The sequence below is a fragment of the Ruegeria sp. BG8 genome, assembly GCF_056538325.1.
The window spans coordinates 120,714-142,283 of record NZ_JBQFSZ010000006.1 but is presented as its reverse complement, the minus strand read 5'-3'; the positions used below and the strand labels follow the sequence as shown (position 1 = coordinate 142,283).

Sequence of the window (21,570 nt, the reverse complement as noted above, 5' to 3'; positions counted from 1 at the left end):
GGGAAACTCCGTTAGGGTGTTTCCCCTTAGTTAGCCCGATAAACGCGCGGGCCAAAGCCCTTGTGACGCGCAGTCAATGTGCAAAAAAGGGGCGCCCATGACGCCCCTTCGCTTTACGTGCGACCGTTCGGGATGATTTCGATATCGACCCGACGGTTCCGAGCCTTGCCTTCAGGCGTAAGGTTCGATGCCGCCGGACGGCTTTCACCCAGACCGATCGTCGTAATCCTTGAACTGTTCACACCATTGGCCTGCAGGATATCGGCAACCGAACGCGCACGACGCTCGGACAGTCCCTGGTTGTAGGACGCCGCGCCATCACTGTCGGTATGGCCTATGACCTGGACATTCGAGTTGGGATAGTTGACGAGGTTCTGACCAACACGCACAAGATCCGCCCGCAGCGCCGGGCGAACGGTCGAGCTGTCGGTGTCAAAAGTGATATCGTTCGGAACCGTTACGATCAGACGATCACCTGCATTGGTGATGATAATCCCATCATTGGCCAGTTGCTGACGCAGCTCAGCGGCTTGCCGGTCCAACTGATTGCCGATCACGCCGCCGCCTGCGGCACCGATGGCACCACCGGCCAAAGCACCCAGCAAAGGATCTGAGTCGTTCGCAATCGCACCGACGCCAGCACCGATCAACCCGCCCAGAATGGCGCCCTGTTTGGCGTTTTGGTTGGGATCAGCCGGAAGGTTCAAAGTACCAGGGTCTGTGCAGGCCCCCAGAAACATGGCCGAGCACAGCCCGGCAGTTACAAAAAACTTGGAAATCGTCATGAATTCACCTTCTGCTCTGGCTCCGTTTGACGGAGCCACGTTGTTTAGGCCAGTATATCGCGCTCTACCACGGTAGGCTCAAGCAACAATACGGTGATATAGGCAGTTACCCGCCGTTCAATGCGTCTTTGCAGGCGCGTCCCATTGGTTCTGCTCTTGCCAGATGGCGCGCAGCGGCTCTCCCTGACCGCAGAAATGGGCGTCGATCAATTCACAGTCCCAAATTCGATCCGTGCGGAAATGCCGAAACCCATTCCTGAGCTCGCACCACGCAACCAGCATCGTGCATTCAATATGATAGATCAGAGCAACCGGGCGTACGATACGTTCTGTGCGCAGCTCATCGGCATCGACGTAGGTGATGCGTATCTTGCGTTCCGTTCGGATCGCTTCACGGTAGTTCACGACGGGAACACAGCCTTTGTTCGGATCATCCAAAGGCGCGCCCCAAGGGGCAACCTGTAGCCAGTCTGCCGGGTCACGCAGGGCGTCTATCTTGCGGCACACCCGATTTGCAGCCTGTTGCAGCGTACTGTCGCCCGTGCGCGCCAGCATAGACAGGCCAACCCACAAGGCTTCGACCTCTTCCGCGTCGAAATTGAGCGGCGGCAGATCATAGCCACGACGCATCAGGTATCCTACACCGGCCTCACCTTCGATCGGGGTTCGCTGCGCCTGCAAGGCGGCGATGTCGCGGTAAACCGTACGCACCGAGACTTCGAGCTTTTCAGCAAGGGTTTCAGCCGTCACAGGCGCATCTGCAGCGCGCAAAATCTGAATGATTTCAAACAGGCGGGTCGAACGGCGCATGGCAGTCTCCGGTTGATCTGCTGACACCTTAGCACAGCCCACTGACAAGGTGGTGTCAGCAGTGATGCGCCAGATTTGGATCTTTCAACAGGAGTTTAACCATGCCAAATCTGGATAATCACGTCATGATGACCCTTCAGTTGGGGCGCTGGTCTCAGGACCATCGTCTGCGTGCATTCGAGATTGAGCGAGAGATCATGGCGGCCCGCCAACCTTGTGAGCCTCGTAACCGCGCCAGACGGTTTTCTCTGGGAAACCTCAAGGTTTTCTGGACCCGAACTGCATAGGATCAGAAATCAGCCTTTGCGCGAAATTTCATGGATGCGCCGCCATCAGGGTGTTTCAACCGCAGCTCTTCGGAATGCAACATCAGACGCGGGTAGTCGCGCGCATCACCTTCGGCATAAAAAGGGTCACCCAAAATCGGGTGGCCCAACGCCAACATATGCACACGCAGCTGATGTGACCGCCCGGTTTGTGGGAACAGCCGCACACGGGTCGTTGCGCCCTCGTGTTTGACCACGCGCCAGTCCGTCATGGCAGGCTTGCCTGTTTCGTGGCAAACCATCTGGCGCGGTCGGTTGGGCCAGTCCACAATGAGGGGCAGATCAACCGTCCCTGTCTTGGCCGCGATGTGACCCCAGACGCGCGCGACATAGGTCTTGCGGGTCTGTCGCTTCTCGAACTGCATACTCAGATGTCGCTGCGCATGAGGCGTTTGGGCAAAGATCATAACGCCCGAGGTATCCCGATCCAGCCGGTGCACCAGCAAGGCCTGAGGAAAAGCGACCTGAACCCGCGATTGCAGGCAATCCGCCAGATGCTCCCCACGCCCAGGCACAGACAACAACCCCGAGGGCTTGTTGACCACGATCAGTTGCGCATCTTCATGCAACAATTCCAGTGGCGTGGTCGGAGGGGCGTAAGTCTCAGTCATGCGGCACTGCCTAACGCAAGGGGCAACCTCCCGCAACGTCGGCCTTGCCTGAACGGATTGCTTCCGCAACTCTGACGAAACAGGTCGGAGGAGGAAAAAGTGCATCCCACAATCGAACGCATGCAAGAGGTCGTCGCCAAGGGCGATGAAAGCCTGATCCACGCGTTACTGGCAGAGGACGTGCGGTTTTCTCCGCCAACCTATTACAGCACATGGACCGGCCGCGCGCCCGTGGCCGCAGTTCTGGGCCATGTGGGGCAAGTGTTTTCAGAGTTTCGATATCGCCGGATCATGGGCGAGGGAAAAGATTGGGCGTTGGAATTTCAGTGCAAGGTCGGCGATCTGGACGCGGTTGGCGTTGACCTGATCACCCTGAACGATGACGGGTTGATTCAGGATTTCGAGGTCGTCATGCGCCCCTACAAAACCATCGGAGCCTTGCGCGAGGCGATGATGGCCCGTGTGATGACCGACCCCAGGTTTCTTGAATACAAAAACGCATTGAGCTGACTATGCCGCTGGCCCCCGATCAGTTGCTGCGCGTGCCCTTGTTGCCCGTCTTGGCGATTCAGGGGCTGACGGTACGGCGCAGCGCGCAATTGCTACCGGAACCCTCTGGCCCTCGTACAGGACGCGCCGGTCGCGGGCCGCGGCTGCGTTTGTTGATCGCGGGCGACAGTTCGGCAGCGGGTGTTGGGGCTGGAACACAGGCTCAGGCCTTATCCGGGTGTTTGGTAAGAGAGCTGTCACGACATTACACCGTCGAATGGCAGCTAAAAGCGACGACCGGGCACACGACCCATGACACGATTGAGCGTTTAAAGCTGACAGACGAAGAGTTTGACGTGGCAGTAACCGCGCTGGGGGTAAATGACGTCACGCGGGGCGTCACATGCAAACAGTTCATCGAACGGCAAACACGGCTGCTGGAGCACTTGGTTGACAGGATGAAAGTGCGCAGGGTGGTCGTAACGGCCGTTCCCCAGATGGACCGCTTTCCAGCTTTACCCCAACCGCTCGCGTGGGTCCTCGGGCAGCAGGCCGCACGGCTGGACAAGGGCCTGAAACAGGTTGTCGAACAGTATCCTCAGGCTCGTCACTTGACCCTGAACCTACCCGACGACCCGGCGTTAGCTGCGCCAGACGGATACCATCCCAGCCCCAGAACATATGCGATATGGGCGAAAGAAGCCGCCCGAGTGTTACGTCAGGACTGAGTTCGAATCTGGCGGATCATTGGGATTGAGTACACCACCAACGCCGACCAGATCAGAGGAAAGGCGATCATGCGCCCTTGGTCAATCTGTTCGCCAAAAACGGCAATCGCGGTAATGAAGATCATCGTTGGTGCGATGTATTGCAGAATGCCCATGGTCGACAGTCGCACCAGCTTGGCCCCGTTGGCATAAACCAGCAGCGGAATTGCCGTCACCAACCCCGCACCGGCCAGCAGCGCCGTGTCCTCGACCGCCCAACCGAAATGCCCGGTCCCCGTCGCCCCCTGCCATGTCACATAGGCCAGCGCCGGAATCAAAAGTATCAAAACCTCCAGCAGAAAGCCCTGATTGGGGCCGATCGGCAGCGACCTTTTGAAAAACGCATAAAAGCCCCAACTGATCGTCAAACCAAGCGCCGCCCAAGGTAGGCTACCGGCCTGTATGATCAGAACCAGCACGCCGACGGCCGCCAGACCGACGGCAATCATCTGTGTTCTGCTCAATGGCTCGCGCAGTAACAGCGCACCCAAGGCAATGCTGAAAAGTGGGTTTATGTAATACCCAAGCGCCGCATCCAGCGTGTTACCACTGGCGATGGCCCAGACGTATATCGCCCAATTGACCGAGATCAGCCCCGCCGTCAGGCACGCCATAGCCAGCATCTTTGGGTTTTTCAAAGCAGCCTTCAGGTCTTGTGTTCGGCCCAATGCGATCAGCAGCAAACCTGCAACAGGAACGGACCAAATGATCCGATGGGCTACGACCTCAACAGGGCCGATATGCGCCATCGCTTTCATGTAAAGCGGCAGGAACCCCCACATGACATAGGCGGCCAGAGCCAATGCCAGACCCTTTGACGTATCCACGTTTTGCGAAAGGATAGATGCGTTCGCCATACCAGGTTCCCAGGGTTGCACCGGCTGTGTTTACGGCAAATCGGGTTCGCTTGGGAACTGCGGAAACTGTGATGCGACACATCAGATTTATTGATACGTCGCCTTCCAAAAATCGAGCCGGGGCGCATTCGCGCCCCGACCTTTTGGTTAAACTTTAACGCGCTCGGATTTCGGGTCGTACATTGGTTTTAGCGACGCTTCGGCTTTCACTTTTACCCCGCAGACGTCGATCTCATAGCTGGAGGCAAGGACATCCGCCGCCTTCTCGCCCTCGCAAGGGACATAGCCCATACCGATTGCACCCCCCAGCGTGTGACCGTAGTTCCCCGAACTCAGGTAACCGATATATTCACCGTCGCGTACGATCGGCTCGTTATGGAACAAAAGCGGCTCGGGCTCGGACAGTCGGAACTGCACCAGGCGGCTCTTGGGCCCACTCTCTTTGCGTGCTATGACCGCTTCGCGTCCGATAAAGTCGCAGCCCTTGTCGACTTTGACCGCAAAACCAAGCCCGGCATCAACCACGTGATCTTCGCAGGTGATGTCATGACCGAAATGGCGGAACCCCTTTTCGATCCGGCAGCTGTCCATCATGTGCATCCCGCACAGTTTCAGACCCATGTTCTGTCCGGCCTCATGCAGCGTCTCAAACACGTGGCCTGCCATGTCTGAGGAGACATAGATCTCCCACCCAAGTTCACCCACGTAAGTCACGCGATGCGCACGGGCGAGACCCATGCCAATCTCTATCTCCTGTGCGGTGCCAAACGGATTTACCGCATTCGAAAAATCAGCGGGTGAGACCTTTTCCAACAACGCACGCGCGTTTGGCCCCATGACAGCCAAAACGCCTTCGCCCGCGGTCACATCTGTGATGACAACGCGATGCTCGCCGACATGGCGCTGCATCCAGGTTTGATCGGCCAGACGCGTGGCCGCTGGGGTTACAACCAGATATGCGGTTTCTGACAGTCGGGTTACGGTCACATCCGCTTCGATGCCACCCGTCCGGTTCAGAAATTGCGTATAGACGATCTTTCCTGTCGGAACCGCATAGTCGCCACCGCCGACATAATTCATGAACGCTTCGGCATCCGGGCCTTCCACACGGATTTTGCCGAAAGAAGACATGTCATACATGCCCACATTCTCGCGCACGGCGCGGTGTTCGGCGGCCGAGTTTTCGAACCAGTTCTGGCGCTTCCAGCTATATTGGTATTCCCGTTCCTGACCTTCGTTTGCAAACCAGTTGGCGCGCTCCCACCCGGCCAATTCACCGAAGACTGCACCCTCTTCCTTCAGATGGTGATGGAACGGTGTTCGCCGTACACCGCGCGCAGTGGCCTTTTGCCGATACGGGTAGTGATCAGCATAAAGCAGGCCCAGCGTCTCTTTCGAACGTTCAAAGAGATATTGTTTATTCCCTTGAAAGGGCTGCATCCGGCTGATGTCGACGTCGCCCAGGTCAAAGGGTTTCTCGCCAGAATCCATCCACTCGGCCAGGGCCATACCCGCCCCACCCGCGGATTGGATGCCAATCGAATTGAACCCGGCGGCCACCCAGACGTTATCCATCTCGGGCGCCAGGCCCAGGTGATAGGCGTCATCCGGCGTAAAGCTCTCGGGGCCATTGAAGAATGTATGAATGCCCGCTTCGGCCAACATCGGCATGCGGTTTACCGCAGCCTCGAGGATAGGCTCAAAGTGGTCGAAGTCTTCGGGCAACTGGTCGAACTCGAAACTGTCGGGGATGCCGTCCATGGCCCAGGGTTTGGCATTAGGTTCGAACGCGCCCAGTAGAATTTTACCTGCGTCTTCTTTGTAATATGCGCATTCATCCGGAACACGCAGCACCGGCAGCTGGGTCAGGCCGTCGATCCCCTCGGTCACGATGTAGAAATGCTCGCAGGCGTGAAGCGGAACGTTCACACCGGCCATCCGGCCCACCTCGTGCCCCCACATACCGGCACAGTTTACGACCATGTCGCATTCAATATGACCCGAAGCACTGCCGTCATCTGCAACCCAGTCCACACCCGTTACAGTGCGGCCCTGCCTGACGATATCTGTGACCTTGACGCGTTCTTTGACGATACCCCCGCGCTGCCTTGCACCCTTGGCCAAGGCCAACGCGATATTCGCCGGGTCGCCCTGCCCGTCCAGTGGCAGATAAACGGCGCCTTTGACGTCGTCGACATTCAGATGCGGATACATCTCTTTGACGCGCTCGTTCGAGATTTCTTCAACTTCGACGCCAAAGGCACGGGCCATTGCCGCCTGGCGATAGATCTCTTCCTTACGCTCTTCCGTCAGAGCAACCGTGATCGAGCCGCAACGCTTGAAACCTGTGGCGACACCCGTTTCCTCTTCGAGAGAGCCGTAGAGCTCTTGGCTGTACTTGGCCAGTTTCGTCATGTTCGCGGTGGCCCGCAGCTGCGCGATCAGGCCTGCCGCGTGCCATGTGGTGCCGCTGGTCAATTGCTTGCGTTCCAGCAGCACAACGTCATTCCAACCCTTCTTGGTCAGATGATACGCGACCGAACATCCAATGACGCCGCCACCGATGATGACCACTCGGGCCTTGCTGGGAAGATCAACCATCCTGAAATCTCCGCTGTGTCAGGTTTGGGTCAAATTGCCACGAAAGATCGACACAAAATGCATCAAAAGCGTCACGAATCTGACGAAAATCACCGATGTGACGCAGCGCGTTTTTCGCGCCGCAAAACAAATGGCGTGATCCCGAAAAAGCTTTTGTAGACCGACGAAAATCCATTTGGAAAACCGCAGGCCATCCCGATTTCGCGAACACTCATTGTGGTGTTCAGCAGCAGGTTGTTGGCTTTCGCTAAGCGCATTTCCCGGTAAAACCCATTGGGCGTGGTGCCAAAGAATGTCCGGAACTTACGCTCGAGCGACCGGTTGGATATATCCAGCGCCTCGACGATTTCGTGGATCGGCAAAGGATCTTCGATGTTCGCTTGCATCAACTTGATGCACTGATCCAGCTTGGCATCCCCGGTGGCCGTTGTACGGGTTCCGGAAAACGGCTGCATGGACGCAAAGTCGCGAATGTTTTCGTGCAGCATGATATCCGCAACTGTCATCTTTGCGGGCCCGGAAATATGCCGCCCGATCACCGCCAGAGCGATGTCAGTCGTGGCCTCCATACCTGCGCAGGTCACGACCGATCCCGCTTCGGTGGCAATCGACAGTTTTGCTTCGAACCTGGCCCCTCGTTCGCGCAAGAAAGACGCGTTTTCCCAATGGGTCGCCATGTCCGCGGTGCCGTTTTCGTCGATATAGCGACTGGCAGCTTCCGCCAGCAAAAACACCTGAGCACCGCGATAGGTGTAGTCGGTTACAACACGACCCAGCGACAGGTCAGGCTGATCGGGGTCAGAGTTGCCAATGACAAAAAGATAGTCCGCCTTGGGTTGCGCAGGAACGCGTTCGGTCTGGATCATCGCATCGCTGCTGCTGAGAACCGGACCTCCTTTGAGGGAACGATAGGTATAGGTGAACGGAGGATGCGGGCACACCCGATTGGCCAACCGCAATACCTCGACCAGTGATGCCAGTTCCAGCAGTACATAGCCAGGGGCGACCAGTATATCGAAGTGTTGCTGCGCCCCCATCACGGCACCTCAGACTATTTTGTGCCCAGCCGCGCGCAGGGCATTCGCAAGGGTTTCGATGTGGTCCGGGCCAACTTCGCAACACCCGCCTACAATCGTGGCCCCCTGTTCGACCCAGGTCATGGCAAATCGGGCGTATTCCTCGGGGCCCAGATCCTCGCGCTGCTGCAAGGCATCAACGGTTGGCGCGTCTTCGAGAAACCCTTTGGTAATCCCTGTGAAACCGTTCGCATAGGCCCCGAAAGGCCGCCCCATATCTTTGAGGATATTCAAAGCGGGCTCAACGGATTCGGGGCGGGTGCAGTTGATCAGCACGGCCTCAGGATCATAGCGTGCGACGACCGGCGCGATATCCGCCAAAGGTTCACCCGAACGCAGGCGCGTTCCGTCATCATCCATAACCGACAACGCCAGCCAAACTGGCTTACTGGTTTTCTGTGTGCCGCGCAGCGCGCCTTCGGCCTCTTGCAGGGATGAGACGGTTTCGATCACGAACAAATCTACCCGATCCGTCATCAAACCGACCAGCTCTCCAAACTTCTGGGCCGCGTCTTCTATGTCGGGCTTGAGATCCGGGCGATAGGTGGCCAACAAAGGCCCCAAAGCACCGGCGATACGACCGCCAAACGCGTCGCGGGCACATTCGGCTTGCGACAGGGCTTGGTCGACAAGATCACTCAATTGGTTTTCAAGGCCCACACGCTCCAACCGGGACCGGTGGATTGCGTAGGTATTGGTCGTCGCGATGGTGGCACCACGCCGAAAATACTCGACGTGCACATCACCAACCAAATCCGGATGATCCATCATCACCCGCGTTGACCAAAGCGGCGTAGGTTTGTCCTGACTGCGTTTGACCAGTTCCTGCCCGATCGAACCGTCCAAAAGAGTGATGTCGTTCATTGTGTCGCCTCCTCAGGGTATGAGAACCAGTTTTCCCGGGAACGCCTTGGACTGAAAGTCTTCCTGCGCTTTGGCGATGTCTTTTAAAGGGTAAGTTTTTGAAATCAAAGGTTTGATGCGACCAGCATTCATCAGACCAACCAGTCTGCCAAAAACCTCAAAGGTCTGATGTGTGCAGCCGTGAATAGTAATGTCTCGCAAATAGATATCGCGAAGATCAGCCTCTACGATGGGGCCCGCGATGGCACCTGAAACCGCATAGTGCCCGCCGGGCTTGAGGGCGAGGATCAGGTTCGCCCAAGCTGGACCACCGACCACATCAATCACCACGTCGAAAGTGTCAGGCGGCAGGGCGGCATCTCGGTCAAAGGTTGCAACCGCGCCTTGTCCTTTCACAACATCCGCTTTGGCGGCACTGGTGACGCCCCAAACAGTCGCACCGCGCAACGCAGCCAGTTGTACCGCTGCCAGACCAACGCCACCGGACGCACCGGTGATCAGAACTTTGTGCCCGGCTGTCACCCCTGCCCGTGTCAGCAGATTTTCCGCCGTTCCAAAGGCACAGGGGATCGCTGCAATCTCGACATCTGACAGGGGCGAATCCGTTACATCATAAAGATCCGATGCATCGACCACGCAATATTGCGCAAATGCCCCGTCTATTTCGGATCCCAAGGCAATAAACCCCGTCGGGTTACCCGGCAGAAGGCGCGGCAGATTGATCGGGCAGGTTACTCGCTGACCGGGTTTAATCCCGGTCTCCGGGCCAGCCCGCTCGACAATGCCGCACAGATCGCCGCCCTGAATCCGTGGAAACTGTAGCGCGCCGCCCCAGCCGCCTGCGTCGACATCCTGATCCACCGCGTCCGTCGCGCCGGTGACGTCCGAAGAATACCAGCCGACGCGCGTGTTGATATCGGTGTTGTTTACCCCCGCCGCCGCAACCCGAACCAGAACTTGCCCGAGGCCGGGTTGCGGCACTGGAATATCCGTGCGCCATTCCAGTGCATCTGGCCCGCCGTGGCGGGTCAGATAAACACCTTGCATGATGCTTGGTTCAGCCATGGATCAGGCCCGCAGTCTTTCGTTTTCCGGATCCCAGAGCGGTTGATTTTCCTGCACTACAGCAGGGTATTTCTGACCGTAGATTTCAACCTCTAACGCGGTGCCGGGGTTTGCCAGTTCGGCTTTGATCATACCCAGCGCGATGGATTTTCCGACACGGTATCCCCATGCCCCTGACGTCGTTTCGCCAACGATCTGATCCCCTTGCCAGATGCAGGACATATAGGGCGCATCGCAGTCGCCCGCCTCAACCGTCAGAGTGACAAAGGACTTCTTCACACCCTGTTGCTTTTCGCTGAGGATCGCGGCCTTACCGGTGAAGTCCTGCGGTTTGTCCAGTTTGACAAAGCGTTCCAATCCGCCTTCCAGCAGCGAGTAGTCAGTGGACAGATCGCCCTTCCAAGCGCGATAGCCTTTTTCGATACGCAGCGAATTCAGGGCGTACATGCCGAACGGCTTGGCCCCTGCCCCCAACACAGCGTCGTAGATCGCGGGCATAACCTCGTTTTCAGCGTGGATTTCCCAGCCCAATTCACCGGCAAAGGACACGCGGATCAGGAAGGCATCCTGTCCGGCAACCTTGGCAAATTGATGCGTCAGCCAGCCTTGCTGAAGGTCAGCATCGGTGATCCCCGACAGAATTTCACGCGACTTGGGGCCGGTGACGATCAGCGTATCGCGCTCGGTCGTGGTTTCGCGAACCGTGACGGTCGACGGCACCGAATTGCGGATCAACTCGCCATCGTGCCACTGCGCAGTGGCGGCAGTAATGAGGACAAAGTTGTTCTCTGCCAGGCGGATACAGGACATTTCCGTCAGGATACGGCCTCGCTCATCCGACACATAGATTAGGTTCATACGCCCCGCCTTGGGAATACCGCCCGCGCAGAAACCACGCAGCCAGTCGTCTGCGCCTTCGCCCTGAATCCAGAATCGCGAAAAGCCCGGCAGGTCGAGCACGCCGCAATGATCGCGCACCGCCTCGCATTCTTCCTTGATCCGCTGCTCCCACGGGCCAGACCGGCCCCAGGTATGCGTGGCTTCAAGCGAGGTATCGTCGCCCGGCTTGGCGAACCAGTTGGCGCGTTCCCAGCCGTTATAAGCGCCCATAACGCCGCCCAACTCCTTGACCTTGGCGTGAACGGGCGAGACTTTCTTGTCGCGCGCCGCAGGCCATTCATGATGAGGAAAGTGCATGGCGTATTCGTTGCCATAAACTTCCATGCCCTTCTGGTTGCAGTAATCCTGATCGGTGTAATCGGTATAACGACGCGGATCGACGGCCCACATATCCCACTCGGTATGACCATCGACGATCCATTCGGCCAGCACTTTGCCTGCACCACCGCCCTGCGCGATGCCAAAGGTAAAGCTGTGCGCCTCAAACGCGTTTTTCACACCGGGCATTGGGCCAATCAGCGGCAGACCGTCCGGCGCATAAGGGATCGGTCCGTTGATCACACGCCCCACGCCCGAGGTCGCCATCAGCGGCACACGTTCCATCGCGTCGGTAACGATGTCTTCGATCCGGTCCAGATCGTCGTTCCAAAGCTGGAAGCTGAAATCATCGGGCATCGGATCGTCTTCGGTCATCCAATGGCCCTTACAGTTGGGCTCGTACGGGCCGAGGTTGAACCCGTTCTTTTCCTGCCGCAGATAGTACGAGATATCCACGTCGCGCAGCAGGGGCAGTTTGCCACCGTTTTCCTTTGACCATGCCTCAACCTCGGGCACTTCGTCGGTCAGCAGGTACTGGTGGCTCATGACCATTGCCGGAACAGTACGACCGCCGAAGGGTTTGAACATCTCACCCACGCGCTGCGCATAGTATCCGGCAGCGTTGACCACGTAGTCACAGGCAATGTCGCCCTGATCGGTGTGTACGGTCCAGGTGCCATTGTCATGCTGGGTCACGTTGGTCGCCGGGCAGAACCGAATGATCTTCTGGCCCATGTCCCGCGCGCCTTTGGCCAGCGCCTGTGTCAGCTGGGCCGGGTCGATATCGCCATCGGTCGGGTCGTACAGAACGCCCTCAAGGTCATGGGTCTCAAGGAACGGATAGCGCTCTTTCGCCTGCTCGGGGGTCCACATCTCCATCGGGATGCCCTGATAGCGGCCCATCGACATGGCGTGTTCGAATTCCTGCATCCGCTCTTTGCTATGCGCCAGACGGATCGAACCCGAAACGTGGTAGTTCATCGGGTAATCGACCTCATCGGCCAGACGCGAATACAGCTCGGTCGAATAGCGCTGCATGTTCATGATCGCCCAGGAATTCGAAAAGGTCGGAACGTTGCCCGCCGCGTGCCAGGTGGAGCCGGCCGTCAGTTCGTTCTTTTCCAGCAGAACGCAATCGGTCCAGCCCTTCTTGGCCAGATGATAAAGCGACGAACAGCCGACAACGCCGCCGCCGATGATGACCACACGGGCCTTGGTTGGAAAATCACTCATGGTCTTGCTTCCCTGTTAGTGTGCCCGTTGGGGCAGGTCGTCTGTGATGTCGTAGTAGTCGCCCTTGTCCGCCACAAAGATGTGCTGGGCGAGTTTCAGCCCGGTGGGTTCGTCCAACGATCCCACCGAAACTGCAATCGTGTCCTCGTCATTGTGCTGCCAGAACAGGAACGAGCCGCAGGCGCTGCAAAAGCCGCGCTTGGCGATGTCCGAGGCGTGGTACCATCCCAGCGTCTCGTCCGAGGTAAATCTGAGGTTGTCCTGATGCGTCTCGCATGAGGCCCAAAGATGTCCCGACTGCCTGCGGCATTGACCGCAATGACAGGCATTGGGCGGGCTGAGATCTCCGTCAATGGTGAAGGCAACCTTGCCGCAGAGGCAGGAACCGGTGTGCATGTCTTTACCCCCTTGCTGTGGGCGATGTGCTGGTGCCCAGCAACACGCCGTAGATGATGAAACAGGTCGCCATCACGCGACGAACCCAGATGTTGAACACAGCCCCCAGCGCGGCTTTGCCCATCAGCGCGCCCAGCAGAGTAAACCCGGTGTAGCTGAGCGTTGTGATGACCAGCGCAGTGGGCATGATCACCCCCATCTGCTGCCAGACCGGCACGTCGGGCTGCACGAATTGGGAAAACGCCGCCAGATACCCGGCCACGCTTTTGGGGTTGATCGTGGCAACTGCCAGTGCATGCAGATAGACGTGGCGCGCGGGTCGCTCGGACGCGGGCGCAGGTCTGCTGGCGTTGATCCAACCGCGGATTCCCATCCAGATCAGGAACCCTGCACCGATCAGTTTGGCGATGAAAAACCCGGTGGGTGAAGCCGCGATCAACGCTGTCACTCCCAGCGCCGACAGGACCAAAAACGCGCTGGCTTGCGTCAGGATCGCCAGCACGCCCAGCATTGCTTTGGGAAAGGGCAGGCTCATCCCGTTCGAGATGCAATTGACCGCATTCGGCCCCGGCGTGGTGACGAACACCACCCAGAACAGCGCGAATATGGTCCACGCCTCAAAGCTCATTCAATACACCGGTGGGGCGATGACCCAGACGGCCACGGCGGGCTCATCATAAGGGTTCGCCCATTGGTAGGGCTCATGCTTGATACGGAAACTGTCGCCCGGCCCGACCGAGAATTGGCGATCACCGATTGTCAGGTCCAGTCGCCCCGATACGATATACCCAACCTCTTGCGTCGGGCGATCCGCTGGCGTTTGCATTTGCGAACGAGGCTCGAACGTGGAGTGCACCATTTCGAAGTCATCGGTCAGGTCAGGGGAAAGCAGTTCTTCGATCAACCCTTCGTCACCCGACCCCATCGGACGGCGCGAGCCTGCGCGCACCACATATCCCTGTTCATCGGCAGGCGCGGCAGAATGTGCAAACAGCATCGACATTGGAACACCCAGACATTTCGCAATGAGTCGCAGGTCCGAAATCGAGGGGTCAGACATGTCACGCTCAACCTGGCTGAGCCAGCCGACGGAACGCTCCAACCGGGCTGCAATCTCGGTCAGCGTCAACCCGCGCGCTTTGCGCAGGGCCCGGATATCAGCACCGATGGTCGCTCGGTTCGGGGCTTGGGTGTTCACTGGCCTCTCCGGATTGTCGTGAAATTCTCAACGCAAATTTCACGATGACCCGAGTCGGTGAAAATTCCAAGCATTTTTTCACTTGGGTGATGTGGCAGCTTTGGCTATCCGTCAGATATGTGGATCGCGGTACTTTATCTTTGGGCCTTTAACGGCCTGACCTTATTGGTATTTGGCTGGGACAAATTGCGGGCCAAGCGCCGAAAACGCCGTGTTCCGGAAAAACGGCTCCTGTGGTTGGCTGCACTTGGCGGCAGCCCAGGCGCGATACTGGGACGTTTGATATTTGGACACAAAACCCGAAAACATTCGTTCTCGGGCTTTCTATTTTGTATTTTCGCAGCGCAAGCCGGATTGCTGTACCTGTTTTTCACGCAAATCCTGCCCGCAATGCCCTAGGTGCCTATGTCACTCAGATAATTCAGAAGCCAAAGCGACCACATATTGTTACAATAATAAGATCTATGAATGTCAGAAATGATCTTAATTTAGCAAAGGGTTAAGTGCATATGGAAAACGGCATCGGTTTCTTCGACATCGTCTGGTCAATTTTCTGGTTGTTCCTGATGGTCGCCTGGTTCTGGGTGATGATTTCAGTGGTTGCTGATGTCTTTCGCTCAAAAGACCTGAGCGGCGGCGGTAAGGCTGTCTGGATCGCCTTCGTCATCCTTATCCCGTGGTTAGGCGTTCTGTCCTATTTGCTCGTGCGTGGGGACAAGATGCATCAGCACAATGCCGAAGCCATGGAACAGATCGAACAAGCGCAAAAAGACTATATCCGTTCTGTTGCGACCGTCTCAGCCGCAGATGAGTTGGAACGTCTTGCCGCGCTGAAAGAAAAAGGTCTGTTGACTGATGAAGAATTCACGACGCAAAAAGCCAAGGTTCTTGCGACCTGACACGCGACGCTGCTGATGGCCGGTAAACCGCCCGGCCATCACGTCTTGCTGAAAACGTTTCGCAATATTGCATCTAACTTATCTGCATCCGTCTGTGTGAACGCATCGGGCTGATCGCTGTCTATATCAAAGACCGCGATGATTTCACCGGATGCGTTTCGCACAGGCAAGACCAGTTCAGAGCGCGTTGAAGACGCACAAGCAATATGCCCGGGGAACGCATCCACATCCGCGACCCGCTGAACCTCGCCGCTCCGCGCCGCCGCGCCACAAACGCCACGGTCGAATGGGATCACAAGGCAGCCGTGACCACCTTGGTAGGGGCCAATCTTCAACACTCCCGGTTGCGTCACCCGGTAAAAGCCTGTCCAGTCAAAGCGCTCATCACTGTGATGAACCTCGCACGTGACGGTCGCCATCAGGGCGACATCATCTGTTTCGCCTTCGGTCAAGGCAGAGATCGCTTTGCCAAGCTGTTGATAGTCGACAGTCATCACCACCGCTCCGAAAGTTGGTCGTTTCTCAGGGCGAATTATGCCGAAACAAACGGGGCGTCAAACCCGTTCGATTGCAATGGCCGTACCTTCGCCGCCGCCAATACAAATAGCGGCAACCCCGCGTTTCAGGCCCCGTTTTTGCAGTGCATTGAGCAATGTCACCATTATCCGAGCACCCGAAGCGCCAATCGGATGACCCAAAGCACAGGCCCCACCGTTCACGTTGACGATATCGCGGGATAATCCCATTTCACGCATAAAGGCCATGGGCACAACTGCGAAAGCCTCGTTGACCTCCCACAAGTCCACTTCGTCTTTTGACCACCCAATCTGCTCTAGCAATTTCTGCGCCGCCGGAACCGGTGCCGTCGTAAACAAACCCGGAGCCTGCGCGTGGCTGGCATGGCCCAGAATGCGTGCTCTAACGGTCAAACCCTGCGCTTCGGCGGCCTCAGTTGATGCCAGCACCAGCGCAGCGGCCCCATCCGAGATCGACGAAGAATTGGCTGCCGTCACCGTACCACCGTCGCGAAAAGCAGGTTTTAGCGTAGGGATCTTTTCCGGGCGCGCCGATTGCGGTTGTTCATCAGCGGCATGAGTGACTTCGCCTTTACGCGACCGGGTCAGAACCGGCGCGATCTCGTCTGTGAAAGCCCCGGTCTCTTGCGCCGTCAAAGCGTTCGACAGGGATTTCAACGCATATTCATCCTGATCTTCGCGGGTGAACTGGTACGCCTCGGCGCAGTCTTCGGCGAAGGTTCCCATAAGACGGCCTTTGTCATAGGCGTCTTCAAGCCCATCGAGGAACATGTGATCCACGACCTGACCGTGCCCGATCCGCGCACCACTACGCATCTTTGGCAAAAGATAGGGGGCATTCGTCATACTCTCCATCCCGCCCGCAATCATAGTCTGGGCGTGACCCAGCGCGATCTGGTCGAAAGCCATCATTGCCGCCTTCATCCCCGAGCCGCACATTTTGTTCAGGGTCGTGGCCGGCACTTCTTCGCCCAGTCCTGCCGCAAAGCCTGCCTGCCGTGCCGGTGCCTGCCCCTGACCTGCCGGTAAGACGCACCCCATCAAAACCTCATCCACGGTTTGCGCACCGGCCCCATCCAGCGCGGCGCGGATTGCTGTCCCGCCCAGATCGGCGGCCGCCACACCGTCAAACATCCCCTGGAACCCGCCCATCGGGGTACGTGCAGCCCCTGCAATTACGACTTGTTTCATTCAGATGCTCCCCTTTCCTGGTCCATTGATGGATACCGAATGGTAAGAATTGTCGTCTAGCGTATTTCTACCAGTGATTTTCAGTTTAAAGGATCGGTACGTATGAGCCTTAGCAGCAAGACGACGGACGAGACGCAGGTGATAACGGTGCATTCCGACCGGATCGACGCGGCGATGGCCATCCAATTCAAGGAAGACATGCGCAATGAGGCAGACGGCGGTGCCACGCGGGTCGTCCTGGATCTCACAGGCGTGGAGTTCATTGATTCCAGTGGCTTAGGTGCAATCGTAGCCTCCATGAAGCAACTGGGAGGCGAACGGCGACTTGACCTTGCTGGTCTGCACCCCTTTGTAGAAAAGGTTTTTCGGCTGACGCGAATGGATACCGTTTTCAAGCTGTATCCCACGCTGGATGACGCCTTATCGGCCTCGGCCCGCTGATCAGACCGGATCGTGAATAGGCACCTTGCCCATGTGTGACGCAAATTGTCTGGATTTGAGTTTCGCGGCGACAGAGACTGAGGCCAGCGCGGGGATCCACAAGCTCAGCACCTGCCTAAAACGTCAGGGACTACCGCAACATAAGGCTGCCGACGTAAAGATTGCGCTTGCCGAGGCGATCAACAACGTCGTCGAACATGCTTACGCTGGCATAACCCCCGCCAAGGTCAAAGTCAGATGCCGATTGCATAAGAACTGGCTTGAGATTTTGATATCCGATACCGGCAACCCGCTGCCCGGCTTCCGTGTCCCCGACGGAGAGCCAGCCCCCTTGGGATCATCCATAGAAGAACTTCCCGAAGGCGGGTTTGGGTGGTTCCTCATCCACGAATTGACCAGCGCAATTCGGTATGAGCGCACGGCCGGATGCAACCGATTGTCCCTGCGCTTTGAGTTTTCGGGGGCCGCTTGACCGAAAATGGTCACAATAAGGCCCAGATCAGACCATTGTCGCGCCGCAAACCGCCGGCATTAATGTCCTTGTAGCTCAGATAGCTTCCCTCGGCGCCATGTGTCACAGCCCCCACCCAGTGAACGGCGCCGAGGAACTTCTCCTTGAATTGACTGGACAATACCTGACCGCGCGATACGTTCTGCGCGTTCAATCAAGGAAGCATCGCTATGAGAGATTTTCACGCACCGGGCAGGTCCGAGGTTTTGGCGACCGAAGGTATGTGTGCCACCTCTCACCCGTTGGCCGCGCAAGTTGCATTGGATGTTCTCAAGCAGGGCGGCAACGCGATGGATGCTGCCATTGCAGGGGCGGTGCTGCTTGGTATTTGCGAACCTCAAATGACCGGAATTGGCGGCGATTGCTTTGTTCTGTTCAATCGGGCGGGTGAAAACACGGTACGAGCGCTGAACGGATCAGGCCGGGCACCTGCAGCAGCCAATGCTGCAGAACTGCGGACAAGAGGTTTGACGGCAGTTCCCCTGAACACACCAGATGCCGTAACAATTCCCGGCGCGATCGATGCGTTCAGCCACTTGGCCGAAACCGAGGGCAAATTGGGGCTCGATGCTATCTTACAGCCGGCAATCCACTATGCCGAAACCGGCGTACCAGTCGCACCCCGTGTTGCCATGGACTGGCAAATCGGTGCACCCACCCTGCAAGGGGCTGCGCGAGATCATTATTTGCTGAACGGAAATGTACCGAAAACAGGGCAAGTATTCCGTGCACCGGGGCAAGCCAAAGTCTTGCGCAAAATTGCAGAATCCGGCCGCGACGCCTTTTATTCCGGTGAAATCGCCGAGGACATGCTAAACGCCCTGACGCAGTTGGGCGGGGCGCACTCCGGTTCGGATTTTCTAAATACCAAATGCACGGAAACGCAGCCTGTCACCGGGCACTACAAGGGCACCGACCTTTTCGAACACCCGCCGAACGGGCAAGGGGCGACGGCAATATTGTTGCTTAACATGCTGAAGAATTTTGACCTCGGCAACATGGACCCACTAGGGCCAGAGCGTATTCATATCGAGGCAGAAGCTGCGAAACTGGCCTATGACGCCCGCAACCGCTTTATTGCCGACCCCGACCACACGACTCAGGCCGCAAAATTCACGGATCAGGCTCTGGCGGATAAGTTGTCGGCTCTCATCGACCCTAAACGCGTCATCCCCGCCGCCGCACCGCTTACCGAAGCTATTCACAAAGACACGGTTTATATCACGGTCGTCGACCGCGATCGTATGGCTGTTTCCCTGATCTATTCGATCTTTCATAGCTTTGGATCGGGGATAGCCTCGGAAAAATACGGCATCCTTTTGCAAAACCGGGGCGCTGGTTTCACCTTGCAGGATGGGCACCCCAATGAACTGGGCGGGGGCAAGCGCCCGATGCATACGATCATTCCCGGTATGCTGGTGCAGGACGGCCGCATAACAATGCCGTTTGGAGTGATGGGGGGGTCCTTTCAGCCCATCGGTCATGCGTGCCTGCTGTCCAACCTGACAGATTATGGGCTGAGCCTTCAGGCCAGCATCGACGCCCCGCGCGCCTTCGCCGATGGTGACGTCCTGAAACTTGAACGCGGAATCCCGCCCAAGACTGCTCAACAATTGTCAGACTTGGGACACAGAGTTGAGATTCCGGAAACACCGCTTGGCGGTGCTCAAGCAATCCGAATCCGTGAAGACGGCGTTCTTGAAGGCGGAAGTGACCCCAGAAAAGACGGCTGCGCCCTTGGATACTAACGCGGGTCTGATCAGTTCAGGTGAAAATGCAGCGGATAGGCACCGTTTTCGAACGGGCCGAACATGTCAGGAATATCAGGATGTTCCACAGGTTCACCCGATTGGTCTGCAACCAGATTTTGTTCAGAAACATAAGCAACATAGAAGGATTGATCGTTCTCAGCCAACAAATGGTAGAACGGCTGATCCTTAATTGGTCGACTGTCTTCCGGGATGGCCTGATACCATTCTTCGGTGTTCGCAAACTCTGGATCCACGTCAAAAATCACCCCTCGGAAGGGATGTTTCTTGTGGCGGACCACCTGACCCAGTCGATACTTGGCGTTTGTTTTCAGCATTTCTTCAGCCCCCGGAAGTCTTACTACTCTTTTCCCGTCAAAAATGCCAATCAATGATCTGAATTTAAGGGAAACAGTCTGTGAACCTCCTGCTAACAGTGTTTGAAATCGTGGCCCCGGTGTTCCTTTTGTCGGGAATCGGGTTCGTTTGGGTTAAACTGGGGTTCGAATACCGGCTGCAGTTTGTGACGCGCCTTGCCGTTACGCTGGCTGTTCCCAGCCTGATTTTCGTGGCGCTTATGCAAACCGAAATCCCAACAGGAGAGCTGACGCGTTTTACTTTGGCGGCTATAGCCGGACATGTAGTCCTGGCGGTTGCGTTCGGGCTGTTCGTGCGCATCGGCAAGCTTGATCGCAGGACATATCTGGCACCTTTGATCTTTGGGAACACTGGAAATCTTGGTTTGCCTTTGTGCATTTTCGCCTTTGGACAAGCCGGATTGGGATTTGCTGTTATCTTTCTGGCAGTGACCGCATTGTTGTCTTTTACATACGGCATCTATCTGGTCGCGGGAAAAGGCGCGTTTGGAAAAGTGGCGCGCGAGCCGATGGTGTGGGCCACTTTGCTGGGCGCGCTGTTCCTGTGGCGTGGCTGGCAAACGCCTGTTTTTCTGACCAATACGCTGGACTTATTGGGTCAGATGGCCATCCCGATGATGCTGATTACGGTCGGGGTCGCGATTGCAAGGCTGACGACCCGAAAACTGGGTCAGGCTATCTGGTTGTCAGCGCTCAAATTGGCCGTTTGCTTTGGGCTTGGATGGATTATCGGCGGGTGGCTTGATCTGGAGCCCATCGCATTTGGTGTCCTTGTCATCCAAATGTGCGCACCCGTCGCCGTGACGTCATATCTACTGGCCGAGCGGTTCGAGGCGGACGCAGACGCCGTTGCCGGCATGGTCATGGTCTCAACCGTGTTATCTGTGGGCGCAATGCCTATAATTCTAGCTATTGTCCTGTAACGATTGTGATTTCCTCAAAGCTCAATTTGCGTTAGAATAAAGAAAAAAGGCACGAGGCACATGAGCAGAATTCTTTTCGTACTCTTCGGGGTGCTGCTTCTGGCATCCTGTAGTGGTGGCTCCAAGCAACCACCCAGCAAACTAAATGACGCGTGCAGCATTGCGCGCGAACGGCCCGATTTTATCAAGGCCTTCCAAAGCACCGAACGGAAATGGGGCGTCCCTGTTCACGTTCAGATGGCGACGATCTATCAGGAAAGCCGCTATAAACATGACGCACGGACACCGCATCAATATGTTCTGGGCGTTATTCCAATGGGACGCCAAAGCAGCGCATATGGGTTTTCTCAGGCGTTGGACGGAACGTGGAAGGAATACCAGCGCGAAACAGGAAAACGCCGCGCCAAGCGGGACCGTATTCGCGATGCGTCCGACTTTATCGGCTGGTACATGAACAAAAGCTACGAACGTAACGGCATTCATCCCACCGACACGCGCAACCAATATCTGGCCTATCACGAAGGTCACACCGGCTTTGCACGTGGCAGCCACAACAACAAAGCATGGTTGCTGAATGTCGCCAGTAACGTAGATGCGCGCGCCAAGCTTTATCAGGCGCAACTGGCGAGCTGTCGCTACTAACAGTTC

The 21,570-nt window shown here is 57.0% G+C and carries 26 protein-coding genes; 10 read left to right on the top strand and 16 right to left on the bottom strand.

The features are described from left to right. Window positions 1-113: 113 nt before the first annotated feature. Together ACR0DG_RS13835 and ACR0DG_RS13830 are read right to left on the bottom strand one after the other, a co-directional pair. On the bottom strand, window positions 114-785 hold the full coding sequence (locus tag ACR0DG_RS13835; protein ID WP_480697956.1) for a YiaD family glycine zipper/OmpA-like lipoprotein: 672 nt from the start codon (window positions 783-785) through the stop codon (window positions 114-116). A gap of 117 nt (window positions 786-902) precedes the next feature. Next, window positions 903-1,595: a helix-turn-helix transcriptional regulator gene (locus ACR0DG_RS13830; RefSeq protein WP_480697957.1), complete on the bottom strand. Its 693-nt coding sequence runs from the start codon at window positions 1,593-1,595 to the stop codon at window positions 903-905. Window positions 1,596-1,696: 101 nt separating this feature from the next. Between ACR0DG_RS13830 and ACR0DG_RS13825 the strand changes: the two genes are divergently transcribed. After that, window positions 1,697-1,882 (top strand): hypothetical protein, encoded by a 186-nt coding sequence (locus tag ACR0DG_RS13825; RefSeq protein ID WP_480697958.1) that lies wholly within the window; start codon window positions 1,697-1,699, stop codon window positions 1,880-1,882. 2 nt (window positions 1,883-1,884) lie between these two features. Here ACR0DG_RS13825 and ACR0DG_RS13820 read toward each other — a convergent pair whose 3' ends face one another. Further along, window positions 1,885-2,532: an RluA family pseudouridine synthase gene (locus tag ACR0DG_RS13820; RefSeq protein ID WP_480697959.1), complete on the bottom strand. Its 648-nt coding sequence runs from the start codon at window positions 2,530-2,532 to the stop codon at window positions 1,885-1,887. 99 nt (window positions 2,533-2,631) lie between these two features. Between ACR0DG_RS13820 and ACR0DG_RS13815 the strand changes: the two genes are divergently transcribed. Next, window positions 2,632-3,042: a nuclear transport factor 2 family protein gene (locus ACR0DG_RS13815; RefSeq protein ID WP_480697960.1), complete on the top strand. Its 411-nt coding sequence runs from the start codon at window positions 2,632-2,634 to the stop codon at window positions 3,040-3,042. A gap of 2 nt (window positions 3,043-3,044) precedes the next feature. Then, entirely contained in the window at window positions 3,045-3,749 is a 705-nt protein-coding gene (locus ACR0DG_RS13810) for an SGNH/GDSL hydrolase family protein (RefSeq protein WP_480697961.1), read from the top strand. On the opposite strand, the gene rarD is transcribed toward ACR0DG_RS13810, so the two are convergent. From rarD to ACR0DG_RS13765, 9 genes are all read right to left on the bottom strand, one after another. Next, entirely contained in the window at window positions 3,740-4,645 is a 906-nt protein-coding gene (gene rarD, locus ACR0DG_RS13805; RefSeq protein WP_480697962.1) for an EamA family transporter RarD, read from the bottom strand. The genes ACR0DG_RS13810 and rarD overlap by 10 nt on opposite strands. A 147-nt stretch (window positions 4,646-4,792) precedes the next feature. After that, window positions 4,793-7,246, bottom strand: coding sequence for a GcvT family protein (locus tag ACR0DG_RS13800; RefSeq protein ID WP_480697963.1), 2,454 nt, complete (start codon window positions 7,244-7,246; stop codon window positions 4,793-4,795). An 89-nt stretch (window positions 7,247-7,335) separates the two neighbouring features. Beyond that, entirely contained in the window at window positions 7,336-8,283 is a 948-nt protein-coding gene (locus tag ACR0DG_RS13795) for a GlxA family transcriptional regulator (RefSeq protein WP_480697964.1), read from the bottom strand. Window positions 8,284-8,292: 9 nt separating this feature from the next. Continuing rightward, window positions 8,293-9,186: a homocysteine S-methyltransferase family protein gene (locus ACR0DG_RS13790; RefSeq protein WP_480697965.1), complete on the bottom strand. Its 894-nt coding sequence runs from the start codon at window positions 9,184-9,186 to the stop codon at window positions 8,293-8,295. 12 nt (window positions 9,187-9,198) lie between these two features. Then, window positions 9,199-10,251 carry an alcohol dehydrogenase family protein gene (locus ACR0DG_RS13785; protein WP_480697966.1) on the bottom strand — a complete coding sequence of 351 codons (1,053 nt, stop codon included), beginning with the start codon at window positions 10,249-10,251 and terminating at the stop codon, window positions 9,199-9,201. A 3-nt stretch (window positions 10,252-10,254) separates the two neighbouring features. Further along, a complete protein-coding gene (locus ACR0DG_RS13780) occupies window positions 10,255-12,702 on the bottom strand; it encodes a GcvT family protein (RefSeq protein WP_480697967.1) in 2,448 nt (815 codons plus the stop codon). Window positions 12,703-12,717: 15 nt separating this feature from the next. Further along, window positions 12,718-13,098, bottom strand: a complete 381-nt coding sequence (locus ACR0DG_RS13775) for a GFA family protein (protein WP_480697968.1) — start codon at window positions 13,096-13,098, stop codon at window positions 12,718-12,720. Window positions 13,099-13,102: 4 nt separating this feature from the next. Then, entirely contained in the window at window positions 13,103-13,726 is a 624-nt protein-coding gene (locus ACR0DG_RS13770) for a LysE family translocator (RefSeq protein ID WP_480697969.1), read from the bottom strand. Continuing rightward, on the bottom strand, window positions 13,727-14,296 hold the full coding sequence (locus tag ACR0DG_RS13765) for a helix-turn-helix domain-containing protein (protein WP_480697970.1): 570 nt from the start codon (window positions 14,294-14,296) through the stop codon (window positions 13,727-13,729). It lies immediately after the preceding gene. 117 nt (window positions 14,297-14,413) lie between these two features. Here ACR0DG_RS13765 and ACR0DG_RS13760 point away from each other — a divergent pair, with 117 nt between their 5' ends. Then, a complete protein-coding gene (locus ACR0DG_RS13760; RefSeq protein ID WP_480697971.1) occupies window positions 14,414-14,695 on the top strand; it encodes a DUF1294 domain-containing protein in 282 nt (93 codons plus the stop codon). A gap of 110 nt (window positions 14,696-14,805) precedes the next feature. Further along, a complete protein-coding gene (locus ACR0DG_RS13755; RefSeq protein ID WP_480697972.1) occupies window positions 14,806-15,195 on the top strand; it encodes an SHOCT domain-containing protein in 390 nt (129 codons plus the stop codon). A gap of 38 nt (window positions 15,196-15,233) precedes the next feature. Here the strand turns inward: ACR0DG_RS13755 and ACR0DG_RS13750 are convergent, their stop codons facing one another. Beyond that, on the bottom strand, window positions 15,234-15,689 hold the full coding sequence (locus ACR0DG_RS13750) for a GAF domain-containing protein (RefSeq protein WP_480697973.1): 456 nt from the start codon (window positions 15,687-15,689) through the stop codon (window positions 15,234-15,236). Between the two features lie 60 nt (window positions 15,690-15,749). Beyond that, a complete protein-coding gene (locus ACR0DG_RS13745) occupies window positions 15,750-16,922 on the bottom strand; it encodes a thiolase family protein (RefSeq protein ID WP_480697974.1) in 1,173 nt (390 codons plus the stop codon). Between the two features lie 102 nt (window positions 16,923-17,024). Here ACR0DG_RS13745 and ACR0DG_RS13740 point away from each other — a divergent pair, with 102 nt between their 5' ends. Next, window positions 17,025-17,363 carry an STAS domain-containing protein gene (locus tag ACR0DG_RS13740; protein WP_480697975.1) on the top strand — a complete coding sequence of 113 codons (339 nt, stop codon included), beginning with the start codon at window positions 17,025-17,027 and terminating at the stop codon, window positions 17,361-17,363. 31 nt (window positions 17,364-17,394) lie between these two features. Next, on the top strand, window positions 17,395-17,835 hold the full coding sequence (locus tag ACR0DG_RS13735) for an ATP-binding protein (protein WP_480697976.1): 441 nt from the start codon (window positions 17,395-17,397) through the stop codon (window positions 17,833-17,835). A 10-nt stretch (window positions 17,836-17,845) separates the two neighbouring features. Here the strand turns inward: ACR0DG_RS13735 and ACR0DG_RS13730 are convergent, their stop codons facing one another. Beyond that, window positions 17,846-18,028 (bottom strand): hypothetical protein, encoded by a 183-nt coding sequence (locus ACR0DG_RS13730; RefSeq protein WP_480697977.1) that lies wholly within the window; start codon window positions 18,026-18,028, stop codon window positions 17,846-17,848. A 16-nt stretch (window positions 18,029-18,044) separates the two neighbouring features. Between ACR0DG_RS13730 and ACR0DG_RS13725 the strand changes: the two genes are divergently transcribed. Next, a complete protein-coding gene (locus ACR0DG_RS13725; RefSeq protein WP_480697978.1) occupies window positions 18,045-19,622 on the top strand; it encodes a gamma-glutamyltransferase family protein in 1,578 nt (525 codons plus the stop codon). Window positions 19,623-19,633: 11 nt separating this feature from the next. Here the strand turns inward: ACR0DG_RS13725 and hspQ are convergent, their stop codons facing one another. Next, window positions 19,634-19,960 carry a heat shock protein HspQ gene (gene hspQ / locus ACR0DG_RS13720; protein WP_480697979.1) on the bottom strand — a complete coding sequence of 109 codons (327 nt, stop codon included), beginning with the start codon at window positions 19,958-19,960 and terminating at the stop codon, window positions 19,634-19,636. Window positions 19,961-20,040: 80 nt separating this feature from the next. Here hspQ and ACR0DG_RS13715 point away from each other — a divergent pair, with 80 nt between their 5' ends. Further along, complete coding sequence (locus tag ACR0DG_RS13715) at window positions 20,041-20,922, top strand: AEC family transporter (protein ID WP_480697980.1); 882 nt, start codon at window positions 20,041-20,043, stop codon at window positions 20,920-20,922. Window positions 20,923-20,982: 60 nt separating this feature from the next. Further along, a complete protein-coding gene (locus tag ACR0DG_RS13710) occupies window positions 20,983-21,564 on the top strand; it encodes a transglycosylase SLT domain-containing protein (protein ID WP_480697981.1) in 582 nt (193 codons plus the stop codon). Window positions 21,565-21,570: the final 6 nt, after the last annotated feature.

What these genes read in the sequence shown, in the direction of transcription:
- ACR0DG_RS13835 (WP_480697956.1), bottom strand. Translation starts at nt 785, where the DNA reads ATGACGATTTCCAAGTTTTTTGTAACTGCCGGGCTGTGCTCGGCCATG.
- ACR0DG_RS13830 (WP_480697957.1), bottom strand. Translation starts at nt 1,595, where the DNA reads ATGCGCCGTTCGACCCGCCTGTTTGAAATCATTCAGATTTTGCGCGCT.
- ACR0DG_RS13825 (WP_480697958.1), top strand. Translation starts at nt 1,697, where the DNA reads ATGCCAAATCTGGATAATCACGTCATGATGACCCTTCAGTTGGGGCGC.
- ACR0DG_RS13820 (WP_480697959.1), bottom strand. Translation starts at nt 2,532, where the DNA reads ATGACTGAGACTTACGCCCCTCCGACCACGCCACTGGAATTGTTGCAT.
- ACR0DG_RS13810 (WP_480697961.1), top strand. Translation starts at nt 3,045, where the DNA reads ATGCCGCTGGCCCCCGATCAGTTGCTGCGCGTGCCCTTGTTGCCCGTC.
- rarD (WP_480697962.1), bottom strand. Translation starts at nt 4,645, where the DNA reads ATGGCGAACGCATCTATCCTTTCGCAAAACGTGGATACGTCAAAGGGT.
- ACR0DG_RS13800 (WP_480697963.1), bottom strand. Translation starts at nt 7,246, where the DNA reads ATGGTTGATCTTCCCAGCAAGGCCCGAGTGGTCATCATCGGTGGCGGC.
- ACR0DG_RS13795 (WP_480697964.1), bottom strand. Translation starts at nt 8,283, where the DNA reads ATGGGGGCGCAGCAACACTTCGATATACTGGTCGCCCCTGGCTATGTA.
- ACR0DG_RS13790 (WP_480697965.1), bottom strand. Translation starts at nt 9,186, where the DNA reads ATGAACGACATCACTCTTTTGGACGGTTCGATCGGGCAGGAACTGGTC.
- ACR0DG_RS13785 (WP_480697966.1), bottom strand. Translation starts at nt 10,251, where the DNA reads ATGGCTGAACCAAGCATCATGCAAGGTGTTTATCTGACCCGCCACGGC.
- ACR0DG_RS13780 (WP_480697967.1), bottom strand. Translation starts at nt 12,702, where the DNA reads ATGAGTGATTTTCCAACCAAGGCCCGTGTGGTCATCATCGGCGGCGGC.
- ACR0DG_RS13775 (WP_480697968.1), bottom strand. Translation starts at nt 13,098, where the DNA reads ATGCACACCGGTTCCTGCCTCTGCGGCAAGGTTGCCTTCACCATTGAC.
- ACR0DG_RS13770 (WP_480697969.1), bottom strand. Translation starts at nt 13,726, where the DNA reads ATGAGCTTTGAGGCGTGGACCATATTCGCGCTGTTCTGGGTGGTGTTC.
- ACR0DG_RS13760 (WP_480697971.1), top strand. Translation starts at nt 14,414, where the DNA reads ATGTGGATCGCGGTACTTTATCTTTGGGCCTTTAACGGCCTGACCTTA.
- ACR0DG_RS13755 (WP_480697972.1), top strand. Translation starts at nt 14,806, where the DNA reads ATGGAAAACGGCATCGGTTTCTTCGACATCGTCTGGTCAATTTTCTGG.
- ACR0DG_RS13750 (WP_480697973.1), bottom strand. Translation starts at nt 15,689, where the DNA reads ATGACTGTCGACTATCAACAGCTTGGCAAAGCGATCTCTGCCTTGACC.
- ACR0DG_RS13745 (WP_480697974.1), bottom strand. Translation starts at nt 16,922, where the DNA reads ATGAAACAAGTCGTAATTGCAGGGGCTGCACGTACCCCGATGGGCGGG.
- ACR0DG_RS13740 (WP_480697975.1), top strand. Translation starts at nt 17,025, where the DNA reads ATGAGCCTTAGCAGCAAGACGACGGACGAGACGCAGGTGATAACGGTG.
- ACR0DG_RS13735 (WP_480697976.1), top strand. Translation starts at nt 17,395, where the DNA reads ATGTGTGACGCAAATTGTCTGGATTTGAGTTTCGCGGCGACAGAGACT.
- ACR0DG_RS13725 (WP_480697978.1), top strand. Translation starts at nt 18,045, where the DNA reads ATGAGAGATTTTCACGCACCGGGCAGGTCCGAGGTTTTGGCGACCGAA.
- hspQ (WP_480697979.1), bottom strand. Translation starts at nt 19,960, where the DNA reads ATGCTGAAAACAAACGCCAAGTATCGACTGGGTCAGGTGGTCCGCCAC.
- ACR0DG_RS13710 (WP_480697981.1), top strand. Translation starts at nt 20,983, where the DNA reads ATGAGCAGAATTCTTTTCGTACTCTTCGGGGTGCTGCTTCTGGCATCC.